The sequence below is a fragment of the Vagococcus sp. WN80Y genome (genome assembly GCF_059621045.1).
Genome location: NZ_JCAQHY010000126.1, coordinates 1 through 18,627, shown reverse-complemented (window position 1 = coordinate 18,627; position 18,627 = coordinate 1). Strand labels below are relative to the sequence as shown.

The window sequence follows — 18,627 nt, the reverse complement described above, 5'->3', positions numbered from 1 at the left end:
GAGCATAACAGTTTAAGAGAGCACATGGTTGGTGGAAATGTGTCTGAGATGCTTTTGAACTTACCTTTGAGTCATTTAGTTGAAAAGGCTAAATCGGGGCGCATCCGTTAGCATGCTAGAGATTTAAATGACATCATTTAAATAAAATTAGGTGGTACCACGTAATAAACAACGTCCTATAAAAGTAGCTTAGTCTGCTTTTGTAGGATTTTTTTGTCTTTTAAGAAAGTAAGAATGCTTTTTGGGGCAGGTTGAAATTCGTGAACTGTTTTTATTTAACGCTGAAGTAGTGTGGGTCGCAATGATTTTAGTAGTTTATAGTAAAAGAAATACGAACAGTTTTAACTGTGAATTATGAGTGGAGGAAAAAAGATGTCCTATCAACACAAGACAATTGAAAAAAAATGGCAAAAATATTGGGCAATGCACAACACGTTCAATACAACTGAAGATACAGAAAAGGAAAAATTTTATGCACTTGATATGTTTCCTTATCCATCTGGGCAAGGGCTTCATGTTGGTCATCCAGAGGGATATACAGCAACAGATATTCTTTCTAGAATGAAACGAAGCCAAGGATATAATGTGCTTCATCCGATGGGCTGGGATGCCTTTGGTTTACCCGCTGAGCAGTATGCACTTGATACGGGGAATGATCCAGCAGAGTTTACTCAAAAAAATATTGAAGTATTTCGTCGTCAAATCAATTCACTTGGTTTTAGTTATGATTGGAACCGCGAGATTAATACAACAGATCCTCATTACTATAAATGGACTCAGTGGATATTTGTACAAATGTTTGAACGTGGATTGGCTTATGAAGCAGAGGTTCCAGTTAACTGGTGTCCAGCTTTAGGGACGGTTTTGGCAAACGAGGAAGTGATTGATGGGAAGTCTGAGCGTGGTGATCATCCTGTCTATCGTGTTCCGATGAAGCAGTGGATGCTAAGAATTACTGAATATGCGGATCGTTTGATTGATGATTTGGAAGAAGTCGAGTGGCCAGATAGTATTAAAGAGATGCAAAAAAATTGGATTGGTCGTTCTGAAGGAGCTAATGTTACATTTAAAGTGGCGAATTCTGATAAAGAATTTAGTGTGTTTACAACACGCCCGGATACTTTATTTGGGGTCACTTATGCTGTTTTGGCACCTGAATTGCCTTTAGTACAAGAGATTACTACGGCGGAACAAATTGTTGCTGTGACGGATTATATTGAAGAGGCCGGCAAAAAGTCTGAGCTAGCAAGAACTGATTTGGCAAAAGATAAAACGGGAGTCTTCACAGGTGCGTATGCTATTAATCCCGTTAATGGTAAAGAGATTCCAATTTGGATTTCAGATTATGTGTTGTCTACGTATGGAACTGGGGCAATTATGGCTGTACCCGCCCATGATCCACGAGATTATGAATTTGCCAAACAATTTGATTTAGAGATTGTACCCGTTGTTGAGGGTGGGGATATTTCTAAAGAGGTTTTTGTTGGAGATGGCCCACATATTAATTCTGATTTCCTTAATGGTCTAAATAAAGAAGAGGCAATTGCAAAAGCCAATGATTGGATAGAAGCAGAAGGCGTCGGCAAAAAAGAAATTAGCTATCGCCTTCGTGATTGGTTATTCTCTCGACAGCGCTATTGGGGTGAGCCAATTCCAATTATTCATTGGGAAGATGGCACAACAACCGCTGTGCCAGTGGAAGACTTACCACTTAAATTGCCTGTAACGACCGATATTCATCCTAGTGGCACAGGCGAGTCACCACTTGCTAATATCGATGAATGGGTTAATGTCGTTCATCCAGAAACAGGAATGAAAGGGCGTCGTGAAACGAATACAATGCCGCAATGGGCAGGTAGTTCATGGTATTACTTGCGTTTCATTGATCCTCATAATAAGGAGGCAATTGCTAGCCCAGAAAAGCTTAAGGAATGGATGCCAGTTGATATTTATATTGGTGGAGCAGAACATGCTGTTCTGCACTTGCTATATGCTCGATTCTGGCATAAGTTTCTTTATGATATTGGGATTGTTGAAACAAAAGAGCCATTCCAAAAATTGTATAACCAAGGAATGATTCTTGGTAGTAACAATGAAAAGATGTCAAAATCTAAAGGTAATGTGGTTAATCCTGATGAAGTTGTCGCGAAATACGGAGCAGATACTCTTCGAATGTACGAGATGTTTATGGGACCACTTGATGCTGCCATCGCTTGGAGTGAAAATGGTTTAGAAGGAAGTCGTAAATTCTTGGATCGTGTCTGGCGTTTGGTAGTTGATGAAGAATCAAAAATGCGTGATCGCATTACAACATTTAATGATGGGAAGTTGACAAAAGTTTACCATCAAACGGTTAAAAAGGTGACGGAAGATTATGAAAATTTACGCTTCAATACTGGGATTTCTCAATTGATGGTTTTCATCAATGAAGCTAATAAGCAAGAGGTTCTCCCTTACGATTATGTAGAAGGGTTTATCCAATTGTTAGCACCGATTGCGCCGCATATCAGTGAAGAATTATGGGAGATTACTGGGCATAAGGATAGTTTGACTTATGTTCAGTGGCCGACATACGATGAGGCGGAATTAATAGAAGATGAGATCGAAATAGTGATTCAAGTCAATGGAAAAGTCCGAGCGAAGGTGATGATTGCGCGGGATACTGAAAAGGAAGAATTGGAACGGTTAGCGATGGCTAATGATCTGATTAAGGAACAGCTAGAAGGGAAGAAGATCCGTAAAGTTGTTGTTATTCCGAATAAATTGGTTAATATTGTAGCCAATTAAATAGTTGATGAGCGGGAAGGAAAAGGGTGAGACAAAAAAGTCTCGCCCTTTTCTTGGTTCATGGGATAAATGTGTTTCAAAAGGGCAGTCACTGAATGTTGTTTGTTGTGTTTATTTCTTAAAAAATAAGGGCTATCAAAATTTATGTTTCAACTTCATTCTTTATGCTATTTAATTTGGTCACATTTTTCTTAAATTGTTAATAAACTTTAGAAGCTTTTGTAACAGCTCTATATTTCCTTGTCATTTTCACGTATAATAGAACTGTTGAGAAGATTTTTCCCATAGTTTTTTTTGTGAGTTTAGCTTATAATGTAATTATTATAGGTATGTTATTTGTTGAAACGATTCCAAGTGGTGAATTTAATACGTTAAATGTGAAAATCATTTGATTGCTCTTAACGAATAATAATTAATTTGGTAAAATGGGTCATACAAGTGTGAGAGTGACTATTTTTAATTGAGAGACTAGAATTGTGAGAAAGTTGGACATGATTAATGCAAATTCCAAATGAGAATTTTGAACAAAAGGATATTGAATCAAAACAAAAAATGGTTCGTGGTTCAATCTGGATGACAGCTGGTAGTGTTATCTCTAGATTGATGGGGGCTATTTATATTATTCCTTGGTATGCTTGGATGGGTGAAAATGCTAAGATTGCTAATAACCTATTTACTAAAGGATACAACATATATGCCTTGTTTTTAATGATAGCAACTGCTGGGATTCCAGGGGCAATAGCGAAACAAATTTCTCATTATAACTCATTAAATGAATATGGCTTGAGTAAGAAGTTATTTCAAAAGTCAATGATGCTGATGGCTGGCTTAGGTATCGCATTTGCTGGAATAATGTTTTTTGCCGCAAATGTTTTATCTGCGGGTGATAGAGATTTGATTCCTGTTATGAAGGCATTAAGTGTGGCACTATTAGTATTTCCTTGTATGAGTGTTATCCGTGGCTTTTTCCAGGGGTATCATGACATGATGCCATCGGCTGTTTCTCAGATAGTTGAGCAGTTTGCACGAGTGTTTTATATGCTTTTGGCTACGTATATTATTATGAAAACGGGAAGCGGCGATTATGTTAAAGCGGTAACTCACTCAACTTTTGCAGCTTTTATAGGAATGCTTGCGGCTATTGCAGCTCTTTTATGGTTCTATCAACGTTACTCAGGCACGTTAAAAGAATTAGAAGCAAATAGTAACAATGAATTGAAAATTGCTACAAATGATTTATTAAAAGATATGATGATTGAAGCTTTTCCGTTTATCGTCATCGGGTCAGCAATCACTATTTTTAAGATTTTCGACCAGTATACATTTGAGCGTATTATGCATAGTCTGACAAATTTTACTGATACACAGGTTAAGGAATTGTTTACTTTGTTTAGTGCGAATCCAGACAAATTAACCATGATTACAATTTCGATTGCAACGTCGTTATCAGTAACGAGCTTGCCTCTTGTAACAGAGGCTTTTACGATGAAAAATCGTAAAGGAGTTGCAAAATTGGTTAGTGATAACTTTCAGTTATTCTTTTTTGTGATGATTCCTGCAACAGTTGGGATGGTTATTTTAGCAGAGCCATTAAACACACTTTTTTATGAACATGATGTACTAGGAACGTCAGTATTGGTTGAAGCTTGTTATGTGGGGATTATTTTAGGGTACTACATGCTTGTCTCCACAACACTTCAAGGCCTTTACGAAAATAAGAAAGCGATGATTTATCTGGGAATAGGTTTCATAGTGAAAGTCGTCTTACAGTATCCCTTTATTTGGGCATTTGGTGTGTACGGTCCATTATTATCAACAGGTGTTAGCTTCATCGTAGCATCTTACCTAACAACACGAGAGATTCGTAAAATTACGAAATTTAATGTTAGTTTAACTGCTAGACGGACATTATTAATGACCTTACTGAGTATCGTAATGGCTATAGCGGCTTGGTTAGCACGTGTTTTACTTTATGTAGTAATGAGCCCAACTAGTAAGATGCAGTCATTTGTTATTGTCATTCTCGTAGCGGCGATCGGTGGAGGAGTTTATGGCTATCTGGCATTGAAACTCAAATTAGCTGATAAACTATTGGGCGAACGAGTAGCAGGAATTCGTCGTCGTTTGAAAATAAAACCTCTTTAATTTGGCGAGGGAGAGCGTGTTAAAAATCAAGAGGGCGGGACTTATGTCCCCCCTCTTTTTTAGGAGGTAATGACAGCATGAGATTGGATAAGTTTTTAAGTCATACAGGGTTTGGTAGCCGTAAGGAAGTCAAGCAGTTACTTAAGAAGAATGAGGTACTGGTTAATGGTATGCGCGTAAAAGATGGGAAACAGGCAGTTGATGAGCTTGCTGATGAGGTTGTAGTTAATGGTGTGTTGGTTACTTATCAAGCCCTTTTCTATTATATCCTTCATAAGCCAATGGGTGTCATATCGGCTACAGAAGACCCGAGCCATCGGACTGTTTTAGATTTGTTATCGAAGAAAGATTATCGAGAGGATTTGTTTCCAGTCGGACGTCTGGATAAGGATACAACTGGTTTATTAATTATTACAAATGATGGCGTATTTAGCCACAATGTGTTGTCACCCAAAAAGCATGTCTCAAAGCGATATTTTGCTGAAATTAGGGGAGTTGTAACGGCTGAGGACTGTCAAGCCTTTGCTGATGGGCTGACTATTTCGGGCGGTGAGACTTGTCTGCCCGCAAAGTTGGAGATAGTGTCAGTGGCTCTAGATAATCAAACCTCAGAAATTCGAGTGACTATTACAGAAGGTAAATACCATCAGGTTAAACGAATGTTTGAAGCTGTTGGGAAACAGGTGACGAGATTGCACCGAGAGGTAATGGGTGGATTAATCTTGGATGACTCTTTAGCTTCAGGTGAGTACCGATTACTAAAAGAACATGAATTGGTGCTTTTGGGTATCAAGGAGATAGAAGAATAGGATGAGAGTGAGCTGTTTCATCAAGCTTTTTTTGAGCAAAAATGATATGATAAAGAAAGTGGTCAAACAATTACGGTTTCAATGAGGAGTGGATAAAATGACAATTGATTGGAAAAAAGAAGTAGAGGCTCGAAAAGACGATTTATTTAAAGATTTAGTTGATTTGTTAAGTATTCCTAGTGTTAGAGAAGATGATAAGGCAACACCAGATGCCCCTGTTGGTCCGGGACCTAAAGCGGCATTACTGCGCTTTTTAGAGATCGGTGAGCGCGATGGTTTTATTACTAAAAATATTGATAACTTGGCTGGTCATTTGGAGTATGGTGCTGGTGATGAAACAATGGGAATCTTTGGTCATGTTGATGTGGTTCCAGTTGGTACGGGATGGGAAACTGATCCTTTTAAACCAGAAATACGTGATGGTAAACTATACGCTCGAGGTTCAAGTGATGATAAAGGACCAAGTGTCGCAGCTTACTATGCATTAAAAATTATTAAGGAGTTAGAATTACCTATTTCTAAGCGAGTTCGCTTTATTATTGGAACGGATGAAGAAAGCGGCTGGAGCTGTATGAATCGCTATTTGGAAGTTGAAGAAAAGCCTGATTTTGGTTTTGCTCCAGATGCGGAATTCCCAATTATTAATGGTGAAAAGGGGATGGCTAACATCAATGTTAATGTAGGCGGAACGAATGAGGGAGATTATCGTTTGGTCAGCTTTGAATCAGGCTTACGTCCAAATATGGTACCTGAATCTGCTACAGCTGTTATTGATGTTTTGACTGTGGAAGAAGCAGCAAAGATGGAAGCACGTTTTATTGATTTCGTCGAAAAATCACCTGTTTCTGGCAATGTTGAGATAAGTGGTACAACAGTGACTTTAATGGTTAAAGGGAAGTCAGCTCATGGAGCTAGCCCAGAGTCAGGAATTAATGGCGGGACTTATATGGCTGTTTTCTTAGCAGGCTTTGCTCTTGGTGGTGATGCTCAAACATTTGTAGACGCGATTGCTAATTATCTGCATGAAAATTCACGGGGAGTGGCCTTAGAAATTGCACATACGGATGAAGTAATGGGCGAGTTGACGATGAATCCAGGAATCTTTAATTTTCAAGCGGATGCGTCTGAGGGGAATAAAGTAACCTTGAACATTCGTTTCCCTAAAGGGGTGACTCATGATGGACTGGAGGCAACTATTGGTGAGAAGTTAGGAGCTAAAGTTAGAATCGACTCTGAAGCTCGTGGTCAAGTTCCTCATTATGTTCCTGCCGATGATCCATTGGTTAAGACTTTGTTGGCTGTTTATGAAAAGCATACAGGTCTAAAAGGTGCGGAAAAAGTAATTGGTGGTGGTACTTTTGGACGCCTCTTAGAGCGTGGAGTTGCTTATGGTGCCATGTTCCCAGATAGTGTTGATACCATGCATCAAGCTAATGAATTTATGGCAGTCGATGATATCGTAAAAGCGACAGTTATTTATGCAGATGCGATCTATTCATTAATTAAATAAGCATAAAAAAGAGCCGTGACGTAGGTCATAGCTCTTTTTGATTTTTTAGTTATTTAATTCAGCTGCCTTTTGTAAATCTTCAACTTCGACTACTTTATAATCTTTCCGTTCTAACTGCTCTATAACCGTGTTTAAAGTTACTTCATCTGTATCAGCTGGTAAGGTGAAGAGCATCCGACGAATGAACTCATCTTGCCCCACATCTAAAGTAATGCAGCTAGTGATGGCCGAGTGTTTAGAGATGATCTTTGAGATGGCAGCTAAGTCACCACGGCGACCAATTGAGGCAACTGTAAGCACATAACGACCTTCTTTAACATTCCAAGATTGAGCTAAAATATTTAATAATTTGCTGTGGGTTAAAATACCATAGAAATGATTATTTTCATTCAGAACAGCAATGTATGGTAGTTCTTTAATTGTAAAGAAAATCTTGAAGAAGGATGAATTTAAATAAATGAATTTTGTTGCATTTTTAAGTAAATGGGTCACAGGTAACTGCATGTCTCCACCATTCGCTTTATGGCGGTAAATATGCATTTTATAGATATTTCCACGGAAAATTTTTCCTGATTCATCCAGAATAGGAACACATCGATAACCAGACTCTTCCAAGATGTTTAGTGCATTTTCAAGAGTACAGGCTTCGTCAACTGTTGTTAGATCACGTTTGCGAATGCAAACTTGTTTGATAAGCATAATACAACCTCCAATTATGAGTGCTTTGTTATTATTATCTTACCATAGAAACGTCAAAAGCCCTAGGAAAAGCTCAGTTAAACGGCCTGTAAGAAGAGAGATAGACATTGACATGTATAGAAAATGGTGTTAATGTAGATTAGTAAAAGAATAGATAGAATGGAGGAAATGAACAGTGGCAACAAAGAAATTGTCTCTTGCCTGTTCAGTTTGTGGTTCTCGTAACTATTCTAAAGCTGTCAATGAAGGACAGCGCACTGAACGTTTGGAAATTAAAAAGTTTTGTAAATATTGTCAAAAGCATACATTGCACAGAGAAACTAAGTAAGAGGTTGGAGGTTAGAAAAAATGTTTAAATTTTTAGCAAGTGTTCGTGATGAAATGAAAATTGTAACGTGGCCGACAGGTAAACAGCTACGTAAAGATGTTTCTACAGTGATTCAAACAACGATTTTATTCGCTATCTTTTTTGCAGTCGTTGACTTTGGGATTAAAACAATTATCAATCTATTTGTATAAAGTAAACACCTCAAACTGCTATGAGTTTGAGGTGTTTTTGTATGCTGCAAGCCAATTTTTACCTTCTACAATTCGAGCAACTAACATTGCTGAGACGGTATTGCCAGAAGAGTTTAGCAAGGTTGCAGGGATATCGATAATAGTACTGATAATTAAGATAAGGGGCAGTGCTTCCATTGGAAAGCCGAACAGGGTGATGATGACTGTTTCGGCGACCATACCGCCACCTGGGATGGCACCCATCACCATACCGACGAGAAAAGCACCTAAAATAATCATAACCATATTCTGTGGTGAGGTGATGCTTTTTTCAAAGAGGCTAAAAAGAAAAGCAATTTTTAAAATACCGCCAATAACTGATCCGTCTTTATGAGTGTTGGCGCCTAAAGGAATCACTGTTTCAGCAATATCAGCAGGAACCCCCATTTGTTTGGTGCTAGTTAAATTAATGGGAATACAAGCGGCTGAAGAGCTTGTTGCGATTGCCGTAATAGCAGGTTGTGGAATATGACGCCAAAATTGTTTTAATCCAAGTCGGCCTCCTGCGATAAAAGCATAACAAGACATGATGCCAAAAAAGTAGACCACTGTGACTAATAGATAGAGTAGCATGATACGGGCATAGCCAGTAATCATTTGCGAACCTAGGCTACCAATGGCAGTGGCAAAGAAACAGCCTAAGCCGATTGGCGCGTAAATCATAATGACAGAGACAACTTTCATCATGACCTCGTTTGCTGAGCTGAGGAATTTAGCAAATGGTGCTCCAGATGTGCCAGCAAGCGAGGTGCCGATACCGATTAGTAAAGAGAAGACGATTAGAGCGAGCATATTATTTTTGGATAACAGCTCTTGAAAGTCAGATACCGTGAAGGTTTCAACCAATTTTTGTAGTGGCGGAATCAGACTAGCTTCCCCTTGTGCTGTGGGTGTCATTAAGCTTTCAAGGCTTGTGGGATCAATGTTTTTTAGCGGGTCCATTATTAAGACGCCTAAATAGCCGATAACAGCTGAAATAAAACCAGTGCCAAAAAATACGAGAAAAGTTGCCCCGATTATTTTGCCCAATCGCTTCATTTCAGTCATGTTGGCAATGGCTGAAGAAATACTAAAAAAGACTAATGGAACTAAAATCATAAACATTAGGTTTAAAAAGAGATCCCCTAGAGGTTTGACAAGTACCGTTTTTTCGCCGAAAATAAGTCCGCCGATACCGCCCATTATAATACCTGTCAATAAAAGAATGGTTGTGGCGTATTGTTTAAATAGTCGTGACATAGACATCCTCCTCAAAATTAGCACTTATTATTGAAACGCGTTTATTCTGTCATAACAAATAGTATCACATATACAAGCGAATAACTTGCTTTTTTTGATAGCGCCTCAAGTTACTCAATTTTTTAGGGTCTAATTTAAGTTATTGCTAGTATGCAGCTAGCTAATTAGCGGAAATAGTGCTATAATTGTTGAAGAGAAAAAACTTCGGATAGTACTGAAGTTTTTTTATTTTACAAGAAAGTAGGATGCTAGGAATGGAAACATTTGAAAGACAATGGTATGTGTTGCATACGTATTCTGGCTATGAAAACAAAGTAAAAGCGAACATCGAGTCACGTGCACAAAGCATGGGGATGGAAGATTTTATTTTTCGCGTGGTTGTTCCTGAAGAAGAAGAACGTGAAGTGAAGAATGGCAAAGAGAAAGTAAACATGAAAAAAACTTTCCCTGGATATGTATTGGTGGAAATGGTTATGACAGATGATTCTTGGTATGTCGTTCGTAATACACCTGGTGTAACTGGCTTCGTCGGCTCTCATGGTGCCGGAAGTAAACCAGCGCCATTGTTGAATGAAGAAATTGAGCATATTTTACGTAAACTTGGCTTAAGCAAGCGTCATAAAGAATTGGATGTGGAAGTTGGCGAAGTGGTTACGATTATCGAAGGAGCTTTCTCTGGTTTAACAGGTGAAATTTCTGAAATTGATTTAGAACGTCAAAAACTTAAAGTTAATATTGATATGTTTGGTCGTGAAACCTCAACAGAGCTTGACTTTGAACAGATTGATAAAATATAAGTGTGAAAGCTGCTTACCGTTAAATTGGTAAGTGGCTTTTTTGATATAAAAGGTTAGTTAAGTTAAAATTTTGCTAAATAATCCTTCAGTAGACTGTAAATGATAGTGAAATAAATAGAAGTTTGCTATCCTTAGAGAGAAGGAGTGTGTGGCGATGAAGCAAACTGATTGGTTACGAAAGGGGCTTATACTTAGTGGTTCCCTCTTATTGATTCATAAAGGCTATCACTCAATGAAAAAACGCGCGTCGTTTAAAGATGTCTCAATCGATCATTGTCATGACTCGTTGATCCCCACACTATTAATTCATGGAACTAATGGCACTCGGCGGTCATTGGGTGGGATGATTGATCGTTGGACTAAGCTGGGGATTGCATACAAAGCTTTTGATGTAGAGGTCTCTAAGTCTGGTGACTTATTGTTAACTGGACAGTGGAGAAAGCATGACTATCTTAGATGGCCGTTAATCCAGGTGATTTTTAAAGAAGGAGATCCGCCTGAGTGGCAACAAGGAACATGGATAAAGATGGTTTTGGAGATGTTGCAAAAACGGCTAGGCATCAACCAAGTAGATATTATGGGACATTCCATGGGCGGTGTGGCAGGGTTACGTTATATAGTTGATAATAGTAATGATCCTCATGTGCCAACAATTCGGAAATTGGTGGTAGTTGGCGCTCCTTTTAATGGAGAAATTGTCCATGCTTCCGGAAGAACAGCGTACGATTTGGCTGTGGATGGTCCTGTTAATTATTATGATACGTATCGATATTTTAATACGTATCGAAGGAATATTCCTGAAGAGCTACAAATAATTAATATATATGGGGATTTAAAAAATGGTAGTAGAAGTGATGGAGCAGTTAGTACTGATAGTGCTAGAGCTTTGCAATTTTTAGTTAAAGAGAGAGTTGCCAGTTATCAAGAGAAAGTAATAGTGGGGGTCAAGGCTCAGCACAGCTTATTACATGAAAATAAGCAAGTTGATCGTTTGGTGGCACAATTCTTGTGGGAATCGTAAAAATCTGAGATGAAAAAACGGTAGCAATCAATACTATTAGAAGAGGAAGTGCTGAAATGAAGGGGAAGACCGTTAAAACGTTAGTACTGTTAGGACTTGTCTGCGGAGTGGTTTTAGTCGCGTGCACAGCTAAAAAGAAGCAACCAGAAGTACAAGTGAAACCAAGTAAGACAGAAGAAGTAATGAAAAAAAGTAATATTCCAACACTGCTTTTTCATGGGTATAAAGGTAATTTATTAACTTTTAGTGGTATGGTTCAACGATTGACGCGAAACGAGTATGCAGAGCGTTCGGTCACATTAACCATTAGCCCTGATGGTGAAATTGTAGAGGATGGAAAGTGGAGCTCTGAGGGGAATCCATTGATTCAAGTGATTTTTGAAGATAATACGAATCAAGAGTGGCAACAAGCTGAATGGATTCAGAGAGTTTTAAATTATCTTAGTGACACACACCAAACAAAAAAGGTCAATCTATTAGGGCATTCTATGGGTGGTGTGAGTATCATGCGATATTTGGCTAATTTTGGGGCTGAAGGGTCTGATGTAATGATTCACAAAGTGGTAACGATTGGTTCGCCTTTTAATGATTTTAATGAAGATGAGCAAGAGTTGGCAGAAATTGCTAAGAACGGGCCACAAGTACCAGCGCCAAGATTTGTTGAGTACGATGATAATTTCAGTAATTTCCCTCAGAACGTTCCTTATTTGAATATTGCTGGCGATATTGAGGGGGACAATGGTAGTGATGGAACAGTTCCAGTGGCCAGTGTGGCGGCGATGAATTATTTGTTTGAAAAATATCAGTTGCCTTATGAATTTATTAAAGTAGATGGTAAGACGGCTCAGCACAGTGCTCTTCATGAAAATCGCAAGGTTGATAAATTGGTAGCAGAATTTTTATGGAAAGACTAATATACTAAGATTAGAGGGGGTGGGACAAAAGTCTTACCCTCTCCATTTGTTTCACGAATGGAGAGGGTGAATGTGCGTCCAAAGAAAAGACTGTTCTCTTGTTGTTAATCATTAAACAATTCTTGCGCGATTCGCCGGCCTGTTGGTGTGTCGGCTAAACCGCCCTCAGCTGTTTCTTTGAAGATGCTTGGCATTTGTCTACCAACTTTACCCATTGCGATGACTACTTCATCGGGGGGAATAACACTTCTAATACCTGCTAAGGCCATATCAGCTGAAATATAAGCTTGGCTTGCACCTAAAGCGTTTCGTTTAACACAGGGAACTTCTACAAGTCCTGCAACAGGGTCGCAGATTAAGCCCATCATGTTTTTAAGTGTAATCGCAACAGCTTGAGCTGCTTGATCAGGCGTGCCACCTGCCGCTTCAACTAAAGCTGCGCTAGCCATAGCGCTAGCAGAACCAATTTCTGCTTGACAGCCGCCAGCTGCACCGCTGATCGAAGCATTATTGGCGATGACTAACCCAAAAGCTCCAGCTGTAAATAAAAAGTTTGTTTGTTGTTCTTCCGTTAGTTTTAAATCCTCGATGGCAGAACCAAGAACACCAGCAGCTACACCAGCACTTCCTGCAGTGGGATTAGCGCAAATGAGCCCCATTTTGGCGTTAACTTCGTTTACTGCGATGGCGTTTCTAACTGCTCGCAAGATGGTATCTCCACTTAGAAATTTTCCTGTGGCAAGGTAATCATTCATACGTTTTGCATCGCCACCGGTTAATTTGGTGACAGAGGTGACGCCCGCTACTCCTTGTTCAATTGATTGAAGCATAACTTCTTTATTTTGATGCATATGAGCAATGATTTCGTCACGAGAGGCGCCAAAAGCCGCCATTTCTTCTTGAATCATGGCCTCAGCTACAGAGCCCCATTCATTGCCTAACTTAACTAACTCGTCAATTGATTGAAACATAGCACTCCCTACTTTCTTCTTCTACTTAAAGAATGAAACGTTGTGAACGTGGGTGATGGCCTTTAACTGCTCAAGACTGTCACCAATGTCTCGCTCATCAACTTCAATAATCATAATCGCTTTATCGCCTTTAGCTTCGCGGGTAACAGTCATCGTGCCGATATTGATATTTTGTTGTTCAAAGATCTGTGTGACTTTCGCGATTAAACCTGGCAAATCTTGATGGACGACAATGAATGTGGGGATTCCCATACTCAAATTAATACGAAAGCCATTTAATTCGGAAATTTGGATGTTACCGCCGCCGATAGAAATACCGGTAACGCTCATAGAACGCTCGCCTTTTTTGACTTTCATAGTGACTTGATTTGGATGTTCTGCTTTTTCTTTTTTAGGAACGAAAGCGACTTCGATACCAGCTTCATGGGCTAGCTTTAAAGAGTCAGCTAAACGTTCATCGTTTGGCTCCATTCCAAGTAATCCGCCAACCAATGCAATATCTGTTCCGTGACCTCGGTAAGTTTTGGCAAAGGATTCGTAGAGTAGAATATCAACTTGATCAGGCAGTTCACCGAAAATATTGCGGACAATTTTTCCGATGCGAGCCGCGCCAGCGGTGTGCGAACTACTTGGCCCAATCATAACAGGTCCGATAATATCAAAGACACTTTTAAATTGCGATACCATGATTAAAATCTCCTTTAACGTTAAATTTATCTACGATAATAGTAACACAAATTATAGAAGAAAAAAATTAGAGAGTGGCGTTAAACTATGAGAATTGTGCCATATTATTGCAGAGATAATTTGTGAAAGTTGTACCTTGTTATTTTATGTTAAAATTATAAATAAAATCAGTGGTAGAGAGGAGAGTGTGTATGGAAAAAAACTCGCTACAAATAAAATTGACGAACGTTTCAAAGAGTTATCGCAAGCAGGCTATTTTAAAAGAGGTCAACTTAGAAATCCATCAAGGCGATGCCATCGCATTACTAGGACAAAATGGTTGTGGAAAAAGTACGTTGTTGAAATTAATTGGACAAATGTCCCCTACGACAGCTGGCGATGTGACTCACTGTCGGCCTCTTAAAATAGGGTACGTGGCTTCGGATTTTCCTGATAGTTTGATAACGCCACAGGCTTTTTTTGAGCAATTAGTTGCTATCGATCAATTAAAAGAAGGTAAGCAGAGAGTGCAAGAGTTGAGCGAAAGCTTTGGGATTAATCAGATGCTAGAGACGCCGATTAGTTATTTATCCAAAGGCTCTAAACAAAAGATTAATGTGATTCAAGCATTGTTATGTCAACCGGATGTTTTATTATTAGACGAGCCTTTATCAGGCCAAGATGTTGAGTCTCAAGCTTATTTTATTGAATTGGTTCAGGAGCTAAATGAAGCTGGTGTGACTATTATTATGTGTTGTCATGAACCCTTTTTAACAGAGGCCTTAGCAAATGATATTTACCAGTTCGATGAAGGGAGATTAGAATTAAAAGAGCGACAGCAACTAAAACGAAGAGGACAGTTTTATGCAGTCATATTTTTAGAACCGATGGAGGAGTCTCGAGCCGACAATTTTAAGGCAGAAGCATTGGCAAGTGTTCAGCAAATGATTATTTCAGAGACTGACTGTCAGTTGATTTGTCGGCTTGAGAATAGCCAAGACGTACTGCAACGGTGCTTAAATCATGGTTTTGTAGTTAGGAGGCTAACTCATGAATACATCTAAAGGGATTTTTCGTTATTATCGTTTGATTTATAGGAAATCGAATAAATGGGTCTTACCGTTGATTGGGTGGGCAATTTTTATTTACCTTAATTATTCAGTTATGCCCCAAGAGTATACTTCAACTATGCTTAATTCAGCTACAGTCATGTTTTTGTTAACTGCATGGACGACTCAAACGTTCTTAGCGAGTTTAGAGCGGGTATTCGAGCAACTTATTGTGATGAGATTACCTAAAAAAAGAGGTTATTGGGCGCAGCCTGTGCTGTTTGTTGGCTGTCTTAGTGTGGTCTTTTCAATAGTGGGTGTAGCATTACCAGTTATTTTAAATGTTTTTCAGGGCCAAGGATTATTTAGACGAGCTATTTCATTTGAAGAAATAGTGTGGGGCTGCTTTATTCATTTGATATTTTGTTTGATTGGTGGCTTGCTGGCGTTGATTATTCAACCTAGATATTTTTTTAATGACGCAAGAATTAGTAATCTCTTGATACTCTTTGTTGGAATAGTCAGTCTAGTTGGAAATACGATGGCAGAGAAGATTCCTGGCTTTCAATTTGTAGTATGGCTATTCCCTCCGCTCTCTAAATTTATTGCATTTTTTACAGAGCATCAAGAATTTACGGCAATAACTATTTATAGTCGATTGCTTAGTAGTGTTTTCTATTTGATCGTTTTACTCTTTATTTATCGGCATCTTCGGCAGAAATATTTATATGAATAGCTTAGAAATCACTTGAAATTAGTAGTGAAATCAAGTATACTGATTTAGTGCGTGAAAAAGCGCATTTCTTTTGCATGCAAAAGAAACGTGGGAGGAGAAATCTTAATCTCCATATAACCACATCACCGGACTCAAGGAGGTATGTCTCGTGGCAAAAAAAGTAGAGAAATTAGTTAAATTGCAAATTCCTGCAGGTAAAGCAACTCCAGCACCGCCAGTAGGACCTGCACTAGGTCAAGCGGGTATCAATATCATGGGATTCACAAAAGAATTCAATGCTCGTACAGCTGATCAAGCTGGATTAATTATTCCAGTTGTTATCTCAGTATATGAAGACCGTTCATTCACTTTCGTAACTAAAACACCACCAGCAGCAGTTCTTTTAAAGAAAGCAGCTAACGTGGAAAAAGGTTCTGGTGAACCTAACAAGAATAAAGTTGCAACTGTTACTAGCGAACAAGTTAAAGAAATCGCTACTCTTAAATTAGAGGACCTAAACGCAGCTGATATTGAAGCAGCAATGCGCATGGTTGAAGGTACTGCACGAAGCATGGGGATTACAGTAGAATAGACCACTAGCCTGATCTATCGATTAAAAGCTGTAACCACCGGAAGTAGCTTCTCAGTCGGTTCGTATTGAAAAATATGAATTCCGTGGGAGGTTCTACCGTTATAACCACATTCAAGGAGGAAACAAAATGGCTAAAAAGAGCAAAAAATTGCAAGAAGCACAAAAAAAAGTTGATTCAACTAAAACATATTCATTAGCTGAAGCTGTCGCTTTAGCAAAAGAAACTAATATTGCTAAATTTGATGCAACTGTAGAAGTTGCTTACCGTTTAAACGTTGACCCTAAAAAAGCGGATCAACAAATTCGTGGTGCAGTAGTACTGCCAAACGGAACAGGTAAAACTCAATCAGTTTTAGTTTTTGCTAAAGGCGAAAAAGCTAAAGAAGCAGAAGCTGCTGGAGCTGACTACGTTGGTGATGCTGACATGGTTAACAAAATTCAACAAGGCTGGTTTGATTTTGACGTTGTTGTTGCAACGCCAGACATGATGGCTGAAGTTGGTAAATTAGGACGTGTTTTAGGACCAAAAGGCTTAATGCCAAACCCTAAAACTGGTACTGTTACAATGGACGTTACTAAAGCGATTGAAGAAGTTAAGGCTGGTAAAGTAACTTACCGCGTTGATAAAGCTGGAAATATCCACGTACCAATCGGTAAAGTATCATTTGAAGATGACAAGTTAATTGAAAACTTCAAAACAATCCATGACGTTATGTTAAAAGCAAAACCTGCTGCAACTAAAGGAACTTACATGAAGAACTTAGTTGTAACAACAACATTTGGCCCTGGGGTTAAAGTTGACGTAGCTTCTATCTAAAAGCATAAACTGAAAAAGACTTAAAAAAATCTTGACCTAGGTGATTGGCTATGGTACAGTTACTTAGGTTAAGTTTTATATGATGTACCGAAGACAGTAGGTGGCGTAAGCCTTAATTTCCTACCGAGGACAATTATTGAGAGTATCAATAGTCCCTCTATGTCAACGGTGGCATGGGGTTTTTTGTTTTAAAACAATAGCCCATCCATCTAAAATAACAGGAGGTGAAAATTTAAATGAGCGAAGTAGCAATCACTAAAAAGGCTCAACAAGTTGAAGAAGTAACAGCTAAATTTTCAGACGCAGCATCTGTAGTAGTCGTAGACTACCGTGGATTAACGGTTGAAGAAGTAACTGAATTACGTAAACAACTACGTGAAGCTAATGTAGAAATGAAAGTTATCAAAAATTCAATCTTATCTCGTGCAGCGTCTAAAGCTGGATTAGAAGGTATGAATGACGTTTTTGTTGGCCCAACAGCTATTGCATTTAGTAACGACGATGTTATCGCACCTGCTAAAATCATGAATGAATTTGCTGAGAAAATCGAAGCATTGGAAATCAAAGGTGGCGTAATCGAAGGAAAAGTTTCTTCAGTAGAAGAAATCGTTTCTCTAGCAAAACTTCCAAACCGCGAAGGAATGCTATCAATGTTACTATCTGTTTTACAAGCTCCTGTCCGCAACGTGGCTTACGCTATCAATGCAGTGGCAGAGTCAAAAGAAGAAGTGGCTTAATTGCGGCTTAATCTTTGTTTCAAAACTAAACTATTATAATATAAACCAAAACGGAGGAATTTCAAATGTCATTAAACATTGAACAAATCATTGCTGATTTAAAAGAATCAAGCATCTTAGAATTAAACGACTTAGTTAAAGCTATCGAAGAAGAATTTGGCGTATCTGCTGCTGCTCCTGTAGCTGCTGCTGGTGCTGCTGGTGCCGGTGCTGCTGAAGAACAAACTGAATTTACTGTAGAATTAACTTCTGCTGGCGATTCTAAAGTTAAAGTTATCAAAGCAGTTCGTGAAGCTACTGGTCTTGGCTTGAAAGAAGCTAAAGCTGTTGTTGATGGTGCTCCATCAGCAGTTAAAGAAGGCGTTTCTAAAGAAGAAGCAGAAGCTCTTAAAGCTGCTTTGGAAGAAGTTGGCGCTGGCGTTACAGTTAAATAATCTTATTTCAATAAGACTTTACACATCGAGAATTTATTCTTGATGTGTTTTTTTTGTTTGCCCAGCATGGGCAAACTCTAACGGGTTAAAGTCCCTAACGTGTCCTAGTAACGGAAAACGTCTAGTTGAAGACAAGGGTGTCCACCGCGAGGTGGAATCTGAAGGAA

19 protein-coding genes and 2 other annotated features (1 of these 21 only partly in view) are annotated in these 18,627 nt (G+C 38.8%); of the genes, 15 read left to right on the top strand and 4 right to left on the bottom strand.

What is annotated here, in order from left to right; genetic code table 11:
* Positions 1–182: a binding site (T-box leader), on the top strand (it extends 27 nt beyond the left edge of the window).
* A gap of 190 nt (positions 183–372) precedes the next feature.
* From leuS to pepV, 4 genes are all read left to right on the top strand, one after another.
* Positions 373–2,787 carry a leucine--tRNA ligase gene (gene leuS, locus AC5KOD_RS05970; protein WP_496913627.1) on the top strand — a complete coding sequence of 805 codons (2,415 nt, stop codon included), beginning with the start codon at positions 373–375 and terminating at the stop codon, positions 2,785–2,787.
* Positions 2,788–3,285: 498 nt separating this feature from the next.
* Positions 3,286–4,932 (top strand): putative polysaccharide biosynthesis protein, encoded by a 1,647-nt coding sequence (locus tag AC5KOD_RS05965; RefSeq protein WP_496913626.1) that lies wholly within the window; start codon positions 3,286–3,288, stop codon positions 4,930–4,932.
* Positions 4,933–5,009: 77 nt separating this feature from the next.
* A complete protein-coding gene (locus AC5KOD_RS05960) occupies positions 5,010–5,741 on the top strand; it encodes a pseudouridine synthase (protein WP_496913625.1) in 732 nt (243 codons plus the stop codon).
* Between the two features lie 97 nt (positions 5,742–5,838).
* Positions 5,839–7,251: a dipeptidase PepV gene (gene pepV, locus AC5KOD_RS05955; RefSeq protein ID WP_496913624.1), complete on the top strand. Its 1,413-nt coding sequence runs from the start codon at positions 5,839–5,841 to the stop codon at positions 7,249–7,251.
* A gap of 45 nt (positions 7,252–7,296) precedes the next feature.
* Here the strand turns inward: pepV and cbpA are convergent, their stop codons facing one another.
* Positions 7,297–7,950, bottom strand: coding sequence for a cyclic di-AMP binding protein CbpA (gene cbpA / locus AC5KOD_RS05950; RefSeq protein ID WP_496913623.1), 654 nt, complete (start codon positions 7,948–7,950; stop codon positions 7,297–7,299).
* A 175-nt stretch (positions 7,951–8,125) separates the two neighbouring features.
* Between cbpA and rpmG the strand changes: the two genes are divergently transcribed.
* Positions 8,126–8,278: a 50S ribosomal protein L33 gene (gene rpmG / locus AC5KOD_RS05945; protein WP_496913622.1), complete on the top strand. Its 153-nt coding sequence runs from the start codon at positions 8,126–8,128 to the stop codon at positions 8,276–8,278.
* Between the two features lie 20 nt (positions 8,279–8,298).
* Entirely contained in the window at positions 8,299–8,469 is a 171-nt protein-coding gene (gene secE, locus AC5KOD_RS05940) for a preprotein translocase subunit SecE (protein WP_496913621.1), read from the top strand.
* 18 nt (positions 8,470–8,487) lie between these two features.
* On the opposite strand, the gene AC5KOD_RS05935 is transcribed toward secE, so the two are convergent.
* Entirely contained in the window at positions 8,488–9,747 is a 1,260-nt protein-coding gene (locus AC5KOD_RS05935) for a dicarboxylate/amino acid:cation symporter (RefSeq protein WP_496913620.1), read from the bottom strand.
* A 254-nt stretch (positions 9,748–10,001) separates the two neighbouring features.
* On the opposite strand from AC5KOD_RS05935, the gene nusG reads away from it, so the two are divergent.
* From nusG to AC5KOD_RS05920, 3 genes are all read left to right on the top strand, one after another.
* Entirely contained in the window at positions 10,002–10,544 is a 543-nt protein-coding gene (gene nusG, locus AC5KOD_RS05930) for a transcription termination/antitermination protein NusG (protein ID WP_496913619.1), read from the top strand.
* 154 nt (positions 10,545–10,698) lie between these two features.
* Entirely contained in the window at positions 10,699–11,565 is an 867-nt protein-coding gene (locus AC5KOD_RS05925; protein WP_496913618.1) for an alpha/beta hydrolase, read from the top strand.
* A 56-nt stretch (positions 11,566–11,621) separates the two neighbouring features.
* Entirely contained in the window at positions 11,622–12,479 is an 858-nt protein-coding gene (locus AC5KOD_RS05920; RefSeq protein ID WP_496913617.1) for an alpha/beta fold hydrolase, read from the top strand.
* A gap of 104 nt (positions 12,480–12,583) precedes the next feature.
* Here AC5KOD_RS05920 and sdaAA read toward each other — a convergent pair whose 3' ends face one another.
* Together sdaAA and sdaAB are read right to left on the bottom strand one after the other, a co-directional pair.
* Positions 12,584–13,450 (bottom strand): L-serine ammonia-lyase, iron-sulfur-dependent, subunit alpha, encoded by an 867-nt coding sequence (gene sdaAA, locus AC5KOD_RS05915; RefSeq protein ID WP_496913616.1) that lies wholly within the window; start codon positions 13,448–13,450, stop codon positions 12,584–12,586.
* 21 nt (positions 13,451–13,471) lie between these two features.
* Positions 13,472–14,137 carry an L-serine ammonia-lyase, iron-sulfur-dependent subunit beta gene (sdaAB, locus tag AC5KOD_RS05910; RefSeq protein WP_496913615.1) on the bottom strand — a complete coding sequence of 222 codons (666 nt, stop codon included), beginning with the start codon at positions 14,135–14,137 and terminating at the stop codon, positions 13,472–13,474.
* Between the two features lie 191 nt (positions 14,138–14,328).
* On the opposite strand from sdaAB, the gene AC5KOD_RS05905 reads away from it, so the two are divergent.
* The 6 genes from AC5KOD_RS05905 to rplL all read left to right on the top strand — a co-directional run bounded on the left by AC5KOD_RS05905 (position 14,329) and on the right by rplL (position 18,460).
* Positions 14,329–15,180 (top strand): ATP-binding cassette domain-containing protein, encoded by an 852-nt coding sequence (locus AC5KOD_RS05905; protein ID WP_496913614.1) that lies wholly within the window; start codon positions 14,329–14,331, stop codon positions 15,178–15,180.
* Entirely contained in the window at positions 15,167–15,901 is a 735-nt protein-coding gene (locus AC5KOD_RS05900) for a hypothetical protein (RefSeq protein WP_496913613.1), read from the top strand. The genes AC5KOD_RS05905 and AC5KOD_RS05900 overlap by 14 nt, the downstream gene beginning before the upstream one ends.
* Before the next feature lie 148 nt (positions 15,902–16,049).
* Positions 16,050–16,472 carry a 50S ribosomal protein L11 gene (rplK, locus tag AC5KOD_RS05895; protein WP_496913612.1) on the top strand — a complete coding sequence of 141 codons (423 nt, stop codon included), beginning with the start codon at positions 16,050–16,052 and terminating at the stop codon, positions 16,470–16,472.
* A gap of 127 nt (positions 16,473–16,599) precedes the next feature.
* The gene (rplA, locus tag AC5KOD_RS05890) at positions 16,600–17,289 is read left to right on the top strand and encodes a 50S ribosomal protein L1 (protein WP_496913611.1); all 690 of its coding nucleotides are present in this window, start codon (positions 16,600–16,602) and stop codon (positions 17,287–17,289) included.
* Between the two features lie 69 nt (positions 17,290–17,358).
* Positions 17,359–17,484 (top strand) — a sequence feature (ribosomal protein L10 leader region).
* A 41-nt stretch (positions 17,485–17,525) separates the two neighbouring features.
* Positions 17,526–18,026 carry a 50S ribosomal protein L10 gene (rplJ, locus tag AC5KOD_RS05885; RefSeq protein ID WP_496913610.1) on the top strand — a complete coding sequence of 167 codons (501 nt, stop codon included), beginning with the start codon at positions 17,526–17,528 and terminating at the stop codon, positions 18,024–18,026.
* Positions 18,027–18,091: 65 nt separating this feature from the next.
* A complete protein-coding gene (gene rplL, locus AC5KOD_RS05880; protein ID WP_496913609.1) occupies positions 18,092–18,460 on the top strand; it encodes a 50S ribosomal protein L7/L12 in 369 nt (122 codons plus the stop codon).
* Positions 18,461–18,627 lie beyond the last annotated feature (167 nt).